Annotated in this window: 12 protein-coding genes and 3 pseudogenes; 11 read left to right on the top strand and 4 right to left on the bottom strand. The window is 63.1% G+C overall.

The window, feature by feature from the left end:
- Positions 1–176: pseudogene (locus M5G11_RS14870) on the bottom strand (glutamine synthetase); the annotation flags it as partial.
- A gap of 243 nt (positions 177–419) precedes the next feature.
- Here M5G11_RS14870 and M5G11_RS14865 point away from each other — a divergent pair.
- The 5 genes from M5G11_RS14865 to M5G11_RS14845 all read left to right on the top strand — a co-directional run bounded on the left by M5G11_RS14865 (position 420) and on the right by M5G11_RS14845 (position 5,158).
- Positions 420–1,292, top strand: a complete 873-nt coding sequence (locus tag M5G11_RS14865) for a LysR family transcriptional regulator (RefSeq protein WP_273912706.1) — start codon at positions 420–422, stop codon at positions 1,290–1,292.
- Positions 1,293–1,524: 232 nt separating this feature from the next.
- Entirely contained in the window at positions 1,525–1,791 is a 267-nt protein-coding gene (gene rpoZ, locus M5G11_RS14860) for a DNA-directed RNA polymerase subunit omega (protein ID WP_273912708.1), read from the top strand.
- Positions 1,792–1,851: 60 nt separating this feature from the next.
- Positions 1,852–3,960, top strand: coding sequence for a bifunctional GTP diphosphokinase/guanosine-3',5'-bis pyrophosphate 3'-pyrophosphohydrolase (spoT, locus tag M5G11_RS14855; RefSeq protein ID WP_273912709.1), 2,109 nt, complete (start codon positions 1,852–1,854; stop codon positions 3,958–3,960).
- 23 nt (positions 3,961–3,983) lie between these two features.
- On the top strand, positions 3,984–4,364 hold the full coding sequence (locus M5G11_RS14850) for a RidA family protein (RefSeq protein WP_043861567.1): 381 nt from the start codon (positions 3,984–3,986) through the stop codon (positions 4,362–4,364).
- A 56-nt stretch (positions 4,365–4,420) separates the two neighbouring features.
- Positions 4,421–5,158, top strand: a complete 738-nt coding sequence (locus M5G11_RS14845) for a hypothetical protein (protein ID WP_273912710.1) — start codon at positions 4,421–4,423, stop codon at positions 5,156–5,158.
- A gap of 3 nt (positions 5,159–5,161) precedes the next feature.
- Here M5G11_RS14845 and M5G11_RS14840 read toward each other — a convergent pair whose 3' ends face one another.
- The gene (locus M5G11_RS14840; RefSeq protein WP_273912711.1) at positions 5,162–6,019 is read right to left on the bottom strand and encodes an SDR family oxidoreductase; all 858 of its coding nucleotides are present in this window, start codon (positions 6,017–6,019) and stop codon (positions 5,162–5,164) included.
- A gap of 199 nt (positions 6,020–6,218) precedes the next feature.
- On the opposite strand from M5G11_RS14840, the gene exbB reads away from it, so the two are divergent.
- The 6 genes and pseudogenes from exbB (at position 6,219) to M5G11_RS14810 (ending at position 12,645) form a co-directional block, all read left to right on the top strand.
- Positions 6,219–7,193 carry a tonB-system energizer ExbB gene (exbB, locus tag M5G11_RS14835; RefSeq protein WP_273912712.1) on the top strand — a complete coding sequence of 325 codons (975 nt, stop codon included), beginning with the start codon at positions 6,219–6,221 and terminating at the stop codon, positions 7,191–7,193.
- A 3-nt stretch (positions 7,194–7,196) separates the two neighbouring features.
- Positions 7,197–7,622, top strand: a complete 426-nt coding sequence (gene exbD, locus M5G11_RS14830; protein WP_273912713.1) for a TonB system transport protein ExbD — start codon at positions 7,197–7,199, stop codon at positions 7,620–7,622.
- A 60-nt stretch (positions 7,623–7,682) separates the two neighbouring features.
- A pseudogene (locus M5G11_RS14825) lies at positions 7,683–8,135 on the top strand (energy transducer TonB); the annotation flags it as partial.
- Between the two features lie 93 nt (positions 8,136–8,228).
- Positions 8,229–9,149, top strand: coding sequence for a hydrogen peroxide-inducible genes activator (locus tag M5G11_RS14820; RefSeq protein ID WP_273912715.1), 921 nt, complete (start codon positions 8,229–8,231; stop codon positions 9,147–9,149).
- A gap of 9 nt (positions 9,150–9,158) precedes the next feature.
- A pseudogene (gene recG / locus M5G11_RS14815) lies at positions 9,159–11,157 on the top strand (ATP-dependent DNA helicase RecG).
- Between the two features lie 78 nt (positions 11,158–11,235).
- Positions 11,236–12,645, top strand: coding sequence for an aminoacyl-tRNA deacylase and HDOD domain-containing protein (locus M5G11_RS14810; protein ID WP_273912717.1), 1,410 nt, complete (start codon positions 11,236–11,238; stop codon positions 12,643–12,645).
- Between the two features lie 24 nt (positions 12,646–12,669).
- Here M5G11_RS14810 and M5G11_RS14805 read toward each other — a convergent pair whose 3' ends face one another.
- Positions 12,670–13,044: an SCP2 sterol-binding domain-containing protein gene (locus M5G11_RS14805; protein WP_273912718.1), complete on the bottom strand. Its 375-nt coding sequence runs from the start codon at positions 13,042–13,044 to the stop codon at positions 12,670–12,672.
- Between the two features lie 195 nt (positions 13,045–13,239).
- Positions 13,240–13,512, bottom strand: a complete 273-nt coding sequence (locus M5G11_RS14800; RefSeq protein ID WP_273912719.1) for an HU family DNA-binding protein — start codon at positions 13,510–13,512, stop codon at positions 13,240–13,242.
- Positions 13,513–13,546: the final 34 nt, after the last annotated feature.

The following is a 13,546-nucleotide window of genomic DNA, read 5'->3' as shown; positions in this document are numbered from 1 at the left end:
GGCAGGTTGATGCCTTTCTCATAGACTTTGACCAGGCTGGCGCGCTCGATACGTTTGCCACGCACCACGCCGTTCATGTCCGCAATCAGCAGATCGACAAATTGAACCTCAGGGTGGGCCTTGAGGAATTCACCCATCTCGTCGAGAGGGATGGCGCACGGAGTGACCGACGTCATGGCTTGGCATCCTTTGATTTTTTTATCGGGGCGGCAATGAAGAAGCGGGGGCTGTAGTACTTGGGGGCGGCGATGGTCCGTTTGTTTTTCTAGGGAATCCCATCGGGGGAACGGCTGAACATCCATTTCGGACGTGCGTCCCGGAAATCGGCTAAGACATGAGTTGATTCATGCCTGCCGGCTCACTATAGAATGGCCCCAGCGCAACAGACATTGGCATTTCAGCAAGTAAAGAGTGCATCCATGCAATATCAGATCAGCCACGCCGACCTCTCGCTGGTACTCGCCCTGGTTCGCGGCCGCTCCCTGGCCAAGGCCGCCGAGCTGCTCAAGGTCGATGTTTCCACGGTTTTTCGCTCGATCCGGCGCATGGAAGCCGCCCTGGGTACCGCGTTGTTCGTCAAAAGCCGCAAGGGTTACATCCCCACCGGCACCGCCCAGGCCCTGGCCGAGCAGGCTGAACGCGCCGAGCAGGCGCTGGATGCCGCGCGGGTGGCCCTGGAACATGGCGAGCAGGTGGTCAGCGGCACGGTGCGCCTGACCTGCACCGACGCCGTGCTGCACAGCCTGCTGTTGCCGGCGCTGGCCGAGTTCATGCCGTCGTACCCGGCGCTGTCGCTGGAATTGGCGACCTCGAACACCTTTGCCAACCTCAGCCGGCGGGACGCCGACCTGGCCCTGCGCCTGACCAACACGCCGCCGGAGCACCTTGTTGGGCGCTGCCTGGGTTCGGCGTCGTATGTGATTTGCGGGCGCGAAGAGTTTCGCCCGCGCCTGGTCGAGGCACCGGCCAGCGTGCCGTGGATCTCGCCGGACGATTCCATGCAGGACCACCCGACGGTGGTCTGGCGCACCGAGCAGTTGCCGGGGGTGACGCCGCGTTATCGCTGCAGCGGGATCGCGCCGATTGCCCAGTTGGTCAGTGCCGGGCTGGGAGTGGCCGCGTTGCCGGACTATATGGCGCACACCTTGCCGGGCGTCGAGCCGCTGAGTGATGCGTTGCCGGGGTGCGACACCGAATTGTGGTTGCTGACGCGCCCGGACTGCCGGGCGCTGCGCTCGGTGCAGACCCTGTTTGATGAGCTGACGCCGCGCTTGCGCGATGCGCTGATCTGAAAACACCCGTGGGAGCCGGCATTGCCGGCGATGAGGCCAGCTCCCACAGGTCGGTTGGCCACCTTGGGCTGATCGAGAAGACAGTTGTACTAGAGCCCCTACCCTAGGTATTGTCAGCTTAACTGCGGCTCGAATTGAAATCAGCGCTTCCCTAAAGGCTGGTGATTTTTTAAACTATCGAGTCCGCTCGCCCATTCGGGCTGAATACTGCATTTGCTACTTGAGGAAGACCATGGCCCGCGTAACCGTTGAAGACTGCCTAGAACACGTGGATAACCGCTTTGAGCTGGTCATGAAGTCTACCAAGCGTGCTCGTCAACTCGCCACCGGCGGCAAAGAGCCGAAACTGCCGTGGGAAAACGACAAGCCAACCGTAATGGCACTGCGTGAGATCGCCGCAGGTATCGTTACCGAAGAGTTCCTGGCCGCCGAATCCATCGTCGAAGTCGCGCCGGAATTCGCCTTCGGTAGTGAGGAAGAGACCAACGAGGCCGGCTAAGCCTATGCCTGGTCGACGTTGTACGGCGCAGGGCCCCCATCCTCGGCAGGAGAACACCGCATGCCGAGCATAGATGCCCTCGCCGATCGTCTGTCGGCCTACCTCGGTGCCGACCAGGTCAACCTGGTCCGCCGAGCGTACTTCTACGCCGAACAAGCCCACGATGGCCAACGCCGTCGCAGCGGCGAACCCTACGTCACGCACCCACTTGCGGTCGCCAGCATCCTGGCCGACATGCACATGGACCATCAGAGCCTGATGGCCGCGATGCTCCACGACGTGATCGAAGACACCGGCATCGCCAAGGAAGCCCTCAGCTCGCAATTCGGGGAAACCGTCGCCGAACTGGTTGACGGGGTCAGCAAGCTGACCCAGATGAATTTCGAGACCAAGGCCGAGGCCCAGGCCGAGAACTTCCAGAAAATGGCCATGGCCATGGCCCGCGACATTCGCGTGATCCTGGTCAAGCTGGCCGACCGCCTGCACAACATGCGCACCCTTGAAGTGCTGTCTGGCGAAAAACGCCGGCGCATCGCAAAAGAAACCCTGGAAATCTACGCCCCCATTGCCAACCGCCTGGGTATGCACAGCGTGCGCGTCGAATTCGAAGACCTGGGTTTCAAGGCCATGTACCCGATGCGCTCCGCGCGCATCCTGCAAGCGGTCAAACGTGCCCGCGGCAACCGCAAGGAAATCGTCAACAAGATCGAAGAGTCGCTGGCCCACTGCCTGGCGGTCGACGGCATCGAGGGCGAAGTCAGCGGGCGGCAAAAGCACATCTACGGCATCTACAAGAAGATGCGCGGCAAACGCCGGGCCTTCAACGAGATCATGGATGTCTACGCGTTCCGCATCGTGGTCGACAAGGTCGACACCTGCTACCGCGTGCTCGGCGCCGTGCACAACCTGTACAAACCGCTGCCGGGGCGTTTCAAGGACTACATCGCGATCCCCAAGGCCAACGGCTACCAGTCGCTGCACACCACCTTGTTCGGCATGCACGGCGTGCCCATCGAGATCCAGATCCGCACCCGCGAAATGGAAGAGATGGCCAACAACGGCATTGCCGCCCACTGGCTGTACAAATCCAGCGACGACGAACAACCCAAAGGCACCCACGCCCGCGCCCGCCAATGGGTCAAAGGCGTACTGGAATTGCAGCAACGTGCTGGCAACTCCCTCGAATTCATTGAAAGCGTGAAGATCGACCTGTTCCCGGACGAGGTCTACGTATTCACGCCCAAGGGCCGCATCATGGAGCTGCCCAAAGGCTCCACGGCGGTCGACTTTGCCTACGCGGTGCACACCGACGTCGGCAACAGCTGCATTGCCTGCCGCATCAACCGCCGCCTGGCCCCGCTGTCCGAACCCCTGCAAAGCGGCTCGACGGTGGAGATCGTCAGTGCGCCGGGTGCCCGACCGAATCCGGCCTGGCTCAACTTCGTGGTCACCGGCAAGGCGCGTACGCATATCCGTCACGCGCTCAAGCTGCAACGCCGTTCCGAGTCCATCAGCCTGGGCGAACGCCTGCTGAACAAGGTGCTCAACGGCTTTGACAGCGCCCTGGACAAGATCCCGCAGGAGCGCACCCAGGCGATTCTTACCGAGTACCGCCTGGAACTGATCGAGGACCTGCTCGAAGACATCGGCCTGGGCAACCGCATGGCCTACGTGGTGGCGCGCCGCCTGCTGTCCAGCGAAGGCGAGCAACTGCCGAACCCGGAAGGCCCGCTGGCCATTCGCGGCACCGAAGGCCTGGTGCTCAGCTACGCCAAGTGCTGCACGCCAATCCCCGGAGACCCGATTGTCGGTCACCTGTCGGCGGGCAAAGGCATGGTCGTGCACCTGGAAAACTGCCGCAACATCAGCGAAATTCGCCACAACCCGGAAAAATGCATCCAGCTTTCCTGGGCCAAGGATGTCACCGGCGAATTCAATGTCGAGCTGCGCGTCGAGCTGGAACACCAGCGCGGCCTGATTGCCCTGCTGGCCAGCAGCGTCAACGCCGCCGACGGCAACATCGAAAAAATCAGCATGGACGAACGTGATGGTCGCATCAGCGTGGTCCAACTGGTGGTCAGCGTGCACGACCGCGTGCACCTGGCCCGCGTGATCAAGAAACTGCGTGCCCTCACCGGGGTCATCCGCATCACCCGCATGCGCACGTAGCCCTTCCCCCGCAAGGAGTCATCATGACCAAGACCGTCATCACCAGCGACAAGGCCCCAGCGGCCATCGGCACCTACTCCCAGGCGATCAAGGCCGGTAACACCGTCTACATGTCGGGCCAGATCCCGCTGGACCCGAAAACCATGGAACTGGTTGAAGGCTTCGAAGCCCAGACCGTCCAGGTCTTCGAGAACCTCAAGGCCGTTGCCGAAGCCGCCGGTGGTTCCTTCAAGGACATCGTCAAGCTGAACATCTTCCTGACCGACCTGAGCCACTTCGCCAAGGTCAACGAAGTCATGGGCCGTTACTTCGAACAGCCTTACCCTGCCCGCGCCGCCATCGGCGTTGCCGCCCTGCCACGCGGTTCGCAGGTCGAAATGGACGCCATCCTGGTCCTCGAGTAATACCCCCGGTGGCGGGCCGGACGGCTCGCCATCACTCCCGCCTGAAGGACCCCATCATGCGCCACGCGCTTACCTTGTCGCTGCTGGCCGCCCTGCTGGGTGGTTGCGCCAGCCACAGCCCGCAAGACTACAACGGCATCTGGATCAACCAGGCCGCCATCGACGCTGCCGCCAAAGGCGTGAACCTGCGTCAGGCGCTGCAGGCCAAAGGCCCGGCCCTGGAATGGAAGGTCAATGTGGCGGCCGCGCAGGCCAGCTACAGCAATGGCTTTGAGCGCGCCGAAGGCCGTTTGACCATGAATGAGAAAGGCCCGTGGAGCGTGACGTTCGACGGTGGCCAGAACGAATCACTGAGCCTGGATGGCAAGGAGCTGGTGCAAGCCGCCAGCCAGTCCGGCCCTGAGCAGCACTTCCAGCGCCCGAAAGAGTCCGCCCCCGCCGAAGCGCCACTGGGCAGCAGCTTCGAGCAGGCGCTGTACAGCGCCTACCTCGGTGGTGACTGGAAGATCGAAGAAGGTCCGGGCCAGGGTGCAACCGTGCATTTCCGGGCCAACGGCAGCGTTGACGGCCTGCCCGAACTGGACCGTTACGCGCTGTGCCTGGCTGGCGACTGCGCCACCATGACCGGCGAATACGACAGCCTGTGGCTGGAGCGCAACCAGCAGGGCAACCCGTGGATCTTCAAGCGCGACGGCGACACCCTGGAAATCTTCCAGGCGGTGAACCAGGCGCAACCGGGCGACATGCCCGACCTGCGCCCTGGTGCCCGGCGCTGGTTGCTCGAACGCGACTGAGCCTCAGCCGCGACCGGCAAGGATCGCGGCGTAGCCTTCCTTATAGCTCGGGTACTGCGGCGCCCAGCCCAGTGCCTTCGAGCGAGCGTTGCTGCAACGCTTGCTGCCGGTCCGGCGCACACGCTCCTGCTCCGACCACTCGGTTACCCCCATGTACTCGCGTAGCCAGGCCACCACCTCAGCCAGAGGCTCCGGCGCGTCATCGACACCGATGTAACAGTCATCCAGCGTACGCCCCTGCAGATCCGCCTTGAGCAGGAACGCCAGCAGGCCGGCGGCATCTTCGGCGTGGATACGGTTGCCGTACAACGGTGGCTCCTCGGTTACCCGGTAACCCTGGCGCACCTGGCTCAGCAGCCACTCACGGCCCGGGCCATAGATGCCGGTCAGGCGCACGATGCTGGCCGGGATACCGCTGGCCAGCGCCAACTGCTCAGCCTCGAGCATGACCGTCCCGGAGTAGCCTTGCGGCTCTGCGGCTGCGGTTTCGTCAATCCATTCGCCGTCCTGTTGCGCGTAAACGCTGCTGCTGGAGACAAACAACAGCCGGCGCGGCTGCTGCCCGCGCTCGGCCAGCCAGCCCAGCACCGTGCGCAGCCCCTCGACATAGGCCAGGCGATAGCCAGCCTCGTCGTGCTGGTTGGCCGCCACGCAGTACACCAGGTAATCCGGCGCCACGGTTGGCCACTCGGCCGGGCACTGGGCGCTGTCCAGATCAGCCGCGATGGCCGACACCCCAGCCGGCAAAGCGCCAGTATTCCTGCGCAGGCCACTCACCTGCCAGTTGTCGACGAGCAATTGCTTGGCCAAACGGCCACCCACATCGCCACAACCGACGATCAGAACTGAAGGCGCAGACATCTCTAAACTCCGTCATTCAAAGCCACAGCCTATCCACGTAAATCGATAGGCGGCTAGCTATCATTCGAAAAAAAGCAGCTTTATTGCTTCTGCTATTAAGAATTACTTGCAATAATAGCGACCCAAATTTTTGTTCTCGGCCTGTTTCGAGGCCTTGAAGGACATTAAACCTCTTTCTTCTTCATCAGGTCCGGCCAGCATGACACGTATTCAACCTTCCGCTTCGCCAACCATGTCGCGCGCCTGGCGCGCCATTGCCGCGCTGATGTTCAGCCTGGTGCTGGCCCCGGCCGCGATGGCCGATGAGCCTGTCGCCACCCCGGCAACCCCAGCAGCAGCCGTTGCCCCGGCAGCTGCCGAGCACGCCGCAGCGCCCACCGACCCAGCCGCCGCTGCGGCCGTTGCGCCGGTTGAAGGCCAGGTGCCAGACACCGGTGAAGAAGGCCTGGTAGAAGAAGCCAACCTGGGCATGGCACACGACCTGTCGCCATGGGGCATGTACCAGAACGCCGACATCATCGTTAAGGCGGTCATGATCGGCCTGGCCATCGCCTCGATCATCACCTGGACCATCTGGATCGCCAAAGGCTTCGAGCTGATGGGCGCCAAGCGTCGCCTGCGCAGCGAAATCGCCCAGCTGAAAAAAGCCACCACCCTCAAGGACGCCGCCGACACCGCGAACAAGCCGGGCACCCTGGCTCACCTGCTGGTGACCGATGCCCAGGAAGAAATGCACCTGTCGGCCAACGCCCGCGAGCGTGAAGGTATCAAGGAGCGTGTCAGCTTCCGTCTGGAGCGCCTGGTAGCGGCCAGCGGTCGCAACATGAGCAGCGGCACCGGCGTGCTGGCAACCATCGGTTCGACCGCGCCGTTTGTCGGCCTGTTCGGTACCGTGTGGGGCATCATGAACAGCTTCATCGGCATCGCCAAAACCCAGACCACCAACCTCGCCGTGGTTGCTCCAGGTATCGCTGAAGCGCTGCTGGCCACCGCACTGGGCCTGGTTGCGGCCATCCCTGCCGTAGTCATCTACAACGTCTTCGCCCGCTCCATCGCCGGTTACAAGGCCCAGGTTTCCGACGCTTCGGCGCAGGTCCTGCTGCTGGTCAGCCGCGATCTGGACCACCAGCCAGGCGAGCGTTCCGCTGCGCCACACATGGTGAAAGTGGGGTAAGCCATGGGCCTGCATCTTAAAGAGGGCGACGACGATCTCGTCGAGAACCACGAAATCAACGTAACGCCGTTCATCGACGTCATGTTGGTCCTGCTGATCATCTTCATGGTGGCAGCGCCGCTGGCAACGGTCGACATCAAGGTCGACCTGCCGGCCTCGACCGCCAAGCCGGTACCGCGCCCCGAGAAGCCGATCTTCCTGAGCGTCAAGGCTGACCAGAACGTCTACGTGGGTGAAGAGCAGGTCCAGCGCGACCAGCTCGGCGCCCTGCTGGACGCCAAGACCAAGGGCGACAAGGAAACCACGATCTTCTTCCAGGCCGACAAGGGCGTGGACTACGGCGATCTGATGGAAGTCATGAATACCCTGCGTGCTGCCGGTTACCTGAAGGTTGGCTTGGTAGGGCTTGAGACGGCAGCCAAGAAATGATCAATACGCGGCATAAAATGACGCGTTACGGCGGTAGCCTGTTGATCGTGCTGGCGGACCAAGCCCAAGGCCAAACCCCAGCCGCCAAAGCCGGAGAAGAAGCCTGAGCCGCCACAGGAGAAGCCTGCCGACCAGGAACCGGTCGACACGCCGCCGAGCAATGCGCCTGCGCAAAAATCGGCTGCACCGGCACCGAGCATCGCCACCAACAGCAACGCCCTGCCGACCTGGCAGAGTGACCTGCTGCGGCACCTGGGCAAGTACAAACGCTACCCGGAAGACGCTCGTCGTCGCGGCCTGCAAGGGATCAACCGGTTGCGCTTCGTGGTCGATGGTGAAGGCAAGATCCTGTCCTACTCGCTGGCCGGTGGTTCGGGCAGTGCCGCGCTGGATCGCGCGACCCTGGAAATGATCCGCAAGGCCCAGCCTGTGCCGGCACCGCCGAGGGAATTGCTCAACAACGGCAGTATCGAAGTGGTGGCCCCCTTCGTGTACTCGCTGGATAAACGCTGAAAGCTTGTTTCTGATACAAAGAGCCAAGTCTGATAACGTGCGTCTATCGATTGCAGCCGCTATGCTGGGGCCGCAACTTCATGGACGCACGTTATGACCCTCACAGAATTGCGCTACATCGTCACCCTCGCTCAAGAACAGCACTTCGGCCATGCCGCTGAGCGCTGTCACGTCAGCCAGCCGACCCTGTCGGTGGGCGTGAAAAAGCTGGAGGACGAGCTCGGCGTGCTGATCTTCGAACGCAGCAAGAGCGCGGTACGCCTGACGCCGGTCGGTGAAGGCATCGTCGCCCAGGCGCAGAAGGTCCTCGAGCAGGCCCAAGGCATCCGCGAACTGGCCCAGGCCGGCAAGAACCAGCTGACTGCCCCGCTGAAAGTCGGCGCCATCTATACTGTTGGCCCGTACCTGTTCCCCCACCTGATTCCACAGCTGCACCGGGTCGCCCCGCAGATGCCGCTGTACATCGAAGAAAACTTCACCAACGTGTTGCGCGACAAGCTGCGCAACGGTGAGCTGGACGCGGTGATCATCGCCCTGCCGTTCAACGAAGCCGACGTACTGACCCTGCCGCTGTACGACGAGCCGTTCTACGTGCTGATGCCCAGCGAGCATCCCTGGACCCAGAAAAAAACCATCGATGCCAGCCTGCTCAACGACAAGAGCCTGCTGTTGCTCGGTGAAGGCCACTGTTTCCGCGACCAGGTGCTGGAAGCCTGCCCGACCCTGACCAAGGGCCATGACGGCGCCAAGCACACCACGGTCGAGTCCAGCTCGCTGGAGACGATCCGCCACATGGTTGCCTCGGGCCTGGGTATTTCGATCCTGCCGCTGTCTGCGGTGGACAGCCACCATTACGCTCCAGGCGTCATCGAAGTGCGCCCACTCAGCCCTCCGGTGCCGTTCCGCACCGTGGCCATCGCCTGGCGCGCCAGCTTCCCACGACCCAAGGCCATCGAGATCCTCGCCGACTCGATTCGCCTGTGCTCGGTGGCCAAGCCACCCTCGGCACAGTAGGTCATTGCCATGACCGAGTTGTCGACGGTATCGGTCACCGCACTGAAGGGCGTTGGCGAAGCCATGGCCGAGAAATTGGCCAAGGTCGGGCTGGAGAACCTGCAGGACGTGCTGTTCCACCTGCCCCTGCGCTACCAGGACCGCACCCGCGTGGTGCCGATTGGCGCCTTGCGCCCGGGCCAGGACGCGGTAATCGAAGGGGTGGTCAGTGGCGTCGATGTGGTCATGGGCAAGCGCCGCAGCCTGCTGGTGCGCCTGGGCGACGGCAGCGGCGTGCTCAGCCTGCGCTTCTATCATTTCAGCAACGCGCAGAAGGATGGCCTCAAACGCGGCACCCACCTGCGCTGCTACGGTGAAGCACGCCCGGGAGCGTCCGGGCTTGAGATCTACCACCCTGAATACCGCGCCCTCACCGGCGATGAGCCGCCGCCAGTGGACACCACGCTGACGCCGATCTACCCGACCACCGAAGGCCTGACCCAGCAACGCCTGCGCCAGCTGTGCGAGCAGAGCCTGTCGATGCTCGGCCCGCGCAGCCTGCCCGACTGGCTGCCCCACGAGCTGGCCCGCGATTACCAGCTAGCGCCCCTGGACGATGCCATCCGCTACCTGCACCGGCCACCGGCCGATGCCGACGTGGACGAGCTTGCCGAAGGCCATCACTGGGCCCAGCACCGCCTGGCGTTCGAGGAGCTGCTGACCCATCAGCTGTCCCAACAACGCCTGCGTGAAAGCCTGCGGGCCCAGCGTGCGCCTGCACTGGCCAAGGCCAGCCGCCTGCCCGCCCAGTACCTGGCCAACCTCGGCTTCAAGCCGACAGGCGCGCAGCAGCGCGTGGGCAACGAGATCGCCTACGACCTGAGCCAGCCCGAGCCGATGCTGCGCCTGGTCCAGGGCGATGTCGGTGCCGGCAAGACCGTGGTAGCCGCCCTGGCCGCGCTGCAGGCGCTGGAGGCTGGCTATCAGGTCGCGCTGATGGCACCCACCGAGATTCTCGCCGAACAGCACTACATCACCTTCAAGCGCTGGCTGGAGCCCCTGGGTATCGACGTGGCATGGCTGGCCGGCAAGCTCAAGGGCAAGGCGCGCGTCGCCGCCCTGGAGCAGATCGCCAGTGGCACACCGATGGTGGTCGGCACCCATGCGTTGTTCCAGGATGAAGTGAAGTTCCACAACCTGGCCCTGGTGATCATCGACGAGCAGCACCGCTTCGGCGTGCAGCAGCGCCTGGCCCTGCGCCAGAAAGGCGTCGGCGGGCGCATGTGCCCGCATCAGCTGATCATGACTGCAACGCCCATCCCGCGGACCCTGGCGATGAGCGCCTACGCCGACCTCGACACCTCGATCCTCGACGAACTGCCGCCCGGCCGCACCCCGGTCAACACCGTGCTGGTGACCGACAGCCGGCGTTTCGAAGTGGTCGAGCGAGTGCGCGCCGCCTGCGCCGAAGGCCGCCAGGCCTATTGGGTCTGCACGCTGATCGAGGAATCCGAAGAACTGACCTGCCAGGCGGCTGAAACCACCTTCGAGGAGCTCACCAGCGCCTTGGGTGAGCTGCGCGTGGGCCTGATCCACGGGCGCATGAAGCCTGCCGAAAAAGCGGCGGTGATGGCCGAGTTCAAACAGGGCAACCTGCAACTGCTGATTGCCACCCCGGTTGCTCCAGCTGCGCGGCGGGGTAGGCCGGGGCAGCGCCGTCAGCCATTGCGTGCTGCTCTATCACCCGCCACTCTCGCAGATTGGTCGCGAGCGCCTGGGCATCATGCGCGAGACCAACGACGGCTTCATCATTGCCGAGAAGGACCTGGAGCTACGCGGCCCCGGGGAAATGCTCGGCACGCGCCAGACCGGCCTGCTGCAGTTCAAGGTCGCCGACCTGATGCGCGATGCCGACCTGCTGCCCGCCGTGCGCGATGCCGCCCAGGCCTTGCTTGCGCGCTGGCCCGACCACGTCAGCCCGCTGCTGGAGCGTTGGCTACGGCATGGCCAACAATATGGCCAAGTGTGACGCCCGTACCAGAATGGATCCAGCTGGCGCGCCAAGCTGGTTATACTCTTGCGACTGTAAAGAATTTGGATACAGACCATGACTGAAGTTGCTTTGGATACCGCAACCCCCCACGCTCCGTCTGTAATCCGGCTGCTGCTCGACAAGCTCGGCGTCGCCTATGGCGAAGTGCTCGATCACCCGCACCTGTCAGCTGCGCGCAAGGTGCAGGCCGTGCTGCTCGATGATGCCGTGGGCGCCCTGATGGTGCTGTTCCCGCAGAACCAGCTGCTCGACCTCAACCGGTTGACCGAGCTGACCGGCCGCACCCTGGCCGCCGTGCCGCTGGAGCGCCTCAAGCACATGCTCGACAAGCATGGCCTGAGCATCCTGCCCGGGCTGCCGGCGCTGACCAGCTCACCTTGCCTGTACGAAGAGAGCCTGCTGCGTGAGGAGGCTCTGCTGGTGCATTCGGGCGAAGCCGGGCTGCTCCTGGAAATCCCGCGCGACGACTTCAAGAAGATGCTCAGCAAGGCCAGTGCCGGCCAGTTCGGCGAGTTCGGCGAGTTGCTGACCAGCATCCGCCCGAACCTTGATCGCCCGGGCGACGACAGCACTGAAATCACCAAGGCGGTGCAAGCCTTCACCGCGCGGCGCATCCAACAGCGCCTGGAAGCGACCATCGAGATTCCGCCGCTGGCCGAGACTGCGCAAAAAATCATCAAGCTGCGGGTCGACCCCAACGCCACCATCGACGACATCACCGGCGTGGTCGAAACCGACCCGGCGCTGGCGGCCCAGGTGGTCAGTTGGGCGGCGTCGCCGTATTACGCCTCGCCGGGCAAGATCCGCTCGGTGGAAGACGCCATTGTCCGCGTGCTGGGTTTTGATCTGGTAATCAACCTGGCGCTGGGCCTGGCACTGGGCAAGACCCTGAGCCTGCCCAAGGACCACCCACAAACGGCCACCCCGTACTGGCAGCAGTCGATCTACACCGCCGCCGTCATCGAAGGGCTGACCCGCGCCATGCCGCGCGCCGAACGCCCTGAAGCTGGCCTGACCTACCTGGCCGGGCTGCTGCACAACTTCGGCTACCTGCTGCTGGCCCATGTGTTCCCGCCGCACTTCTCGCTGATCTGCCGCCATCTCGAGGTCAACCCGCACCTGTGCCACAGCTATGTCGAGCAGCATTTGCTGGGCATCAGCCGTGAACAGATCGGCGCCTGGCTGATGCGTTTCTGGGACATGCCCGAAGAGCTGGCTACCGCCCTGCGCTTCCAGCACGACCCACACTATGACGGTGACTACGCGGCGTTCCCCAACCTGGTGTGCCTGGCGGTGCGCCTGTTGCGCACACGTGGCATCGGTTCCGGGCCGGACGAATGCATCCCCGACGAGTTGCTCGAACGTTTGAGCATTACCCGCGAGAAGGCCGAGGATGTGGTGAGCAAGGTGCTGGAAGCGGAAGTGCTGCTACGGGAACTGGCTTCCCAGTTCTCCCAGCACTAAGGCGCAGAAGCCTGACCGCAAGGGTCAGGCCTTCTTTTTCGGCTTGAGGTACTTCATCAGGCCCTGGAACCAGATCACCAGGGCCGGATTGCCTTTGATCTGGATCGACTTTTCCTGAATCCCCTGCATGAATGCCAACTGCTTGTTCTTCGCTTGCAGCGTGGCGAAGCCGAAGTCGGCGTCCTTGAAGGCGATGGCGAAGGCCGGCTCAGGGTGGGTACCGCCCTTGCTGCTGATGCGCTGGTCCTTGACGGTGAAATGCCGAGCGACCTTGCCGTCCAGGGTCTGCAGTTGGAAGACCAGCTGCTTGTCCTGCAATTGTTGCTGGAAAGCCGGGTTCTTGCGGCTGGCCTTGGCCATCAGCATGCCCATGGCCCAGAGAAGGAAACGGAACTTCATGTGTACGCCTCGGCGTTAAAGTGACTGGCGTGCGCAGTTTATCTTTTTCGCGACTGAAGGCTACTTTTCTATTTCGTTGCCGCCTGTAACGGCGACTTTATCGGCATGATCTTGCTTATTTGAGCGTGTAGCCGCTGCCGCAAGGCTGACCTCATGAGGTGCCCGTTTCTACTGCAAATCGTGTGGAGCATCCGCTCAGTTGACGCTTTCCTTCAGGGCTTTGCCCGGCTTGAAGGCAACGGTATTGCTGGCCTTGATCTTCACAGGCTCACCCGTTTGCGGGTTTTTGCCCGTACGCGCGCCACGATGACGTTGCTCGAACGTCCCGAAACCCACCAGGGTCACACTGTCTTTTTTGTGCAGCGCCGAGGTGATCGACTCCAGCACGGCGTTCAGCACGAGGTTGGCCTTTTCTTTGGTCAGGTCAGCCTTTTCAGCGATAGCTGCGGCAAGTTCTGGTTTACGCATGGATTAGCCCCTTTGAGACGGTTTTTTTGTTGTT

This window comes from Pseudomonas fontis (genome assembly GCF_028656955.1).
Lineage (GTDB): Bacteria > Pseudomonadota > Gammaproteobacteria > Pseudomonadales > Pseudomonadaceae > Aquipseudomonas > Aquipseudomonas fontis.
This window is presented reverse-complemented; position numbering and strand designations above follow the sequence as displayed.

What these genes read in the sequence shown, in the direction of transcription:
- M5G11_RS14840 (WP_273912711.1), bottom strand. Translation starts at nt 6,019, where the DNA reads ATGTCTGCGCCTTCAGTTCTGATCGTCGGTTGTGGCGATGTGGGTGGC.
- M5G11_RS14820 (WP_273912715.1), top strand. Translation starts at nt 8,229, where the DNA reads ATGACCCTCACAGAATTGCGCTACATCGTCACCCTCGCTCAAGAACAG.
- spoT (WP_273912709.1), top strand. Translation starts at nt 1,852, where the DNA reads ATGCCGAGCATAGATGCCCTCGCCGATCGTCTGTCGGCCTACCTCGGT.
- M5G11_RS14810 (WP_273912717.1), top strand. Translation starts at nt 11,236, where the DNA reads ATGACTGAAGTTGCTTTGGATACCGCAACCCCCCACGCTCCGTCTGTA.
- rpoZ (WP_273912708.1), top strand. Translation starts at nt 1,525, where the DNA reads ATGGCCCGCGTAACCGTTGAAGACTGCCTAGAACACGTGGATAACCGC.
- exbB (WP_273912712.1), top strand. Translation starts at nt 6,219, where the DNA reads ATGACACGTATTCAACCTTCCGCTTCGCCAACCATGTCGCGCGCCTGG.
- M5G11_RS14865 (WP_273912706.1), top strand. Translation starts at nt 420, where the DNA reads ATGCAATATCAGATCAGCCACGCCGACCTCTCGCTGGTACTCGCCCTG.
- exbD (WP_273912713.1), top strand. Translation starts at nt 7,197, where the DNA reads ATGGGCCTGCATCTTAAAGAGGGCGACGACGATCTCGTCGAGAACCAC.
- M5G11_RS14845 (WP_273912710.1), top strand. Translation starts at nt 4,421, where the DNA reads ATGCGCCACGCGCTTACCTTGTCGCTGCTGGCCGCCCTGCTGGGTGGT.
- M5G11_RS14850 (WP_043861567.1), top strand. Translation starts at nt 3,984, where the DNA reads ATGACCAAGACCGTCATCACCAGCGACAAGGCCCCAGCGGCCATCGGC.
- M5G11_RS14800 (WP_273912719.1), bottom strand. Translation starts at nt 13,512, where the DNA reads ATGCGTAAACCAGAACTTGCCGCAGCTATCGCTGAAAAGGCTGACCTG.
- M5G11_RS14805 (WP_273912718.1), bottom strand. Translation starts at nt 13,044, where the DNA reads ATGAAGTTCCGTTTCCTTCTCTGGGCCATGGGCATGCTGATGGCCAAG.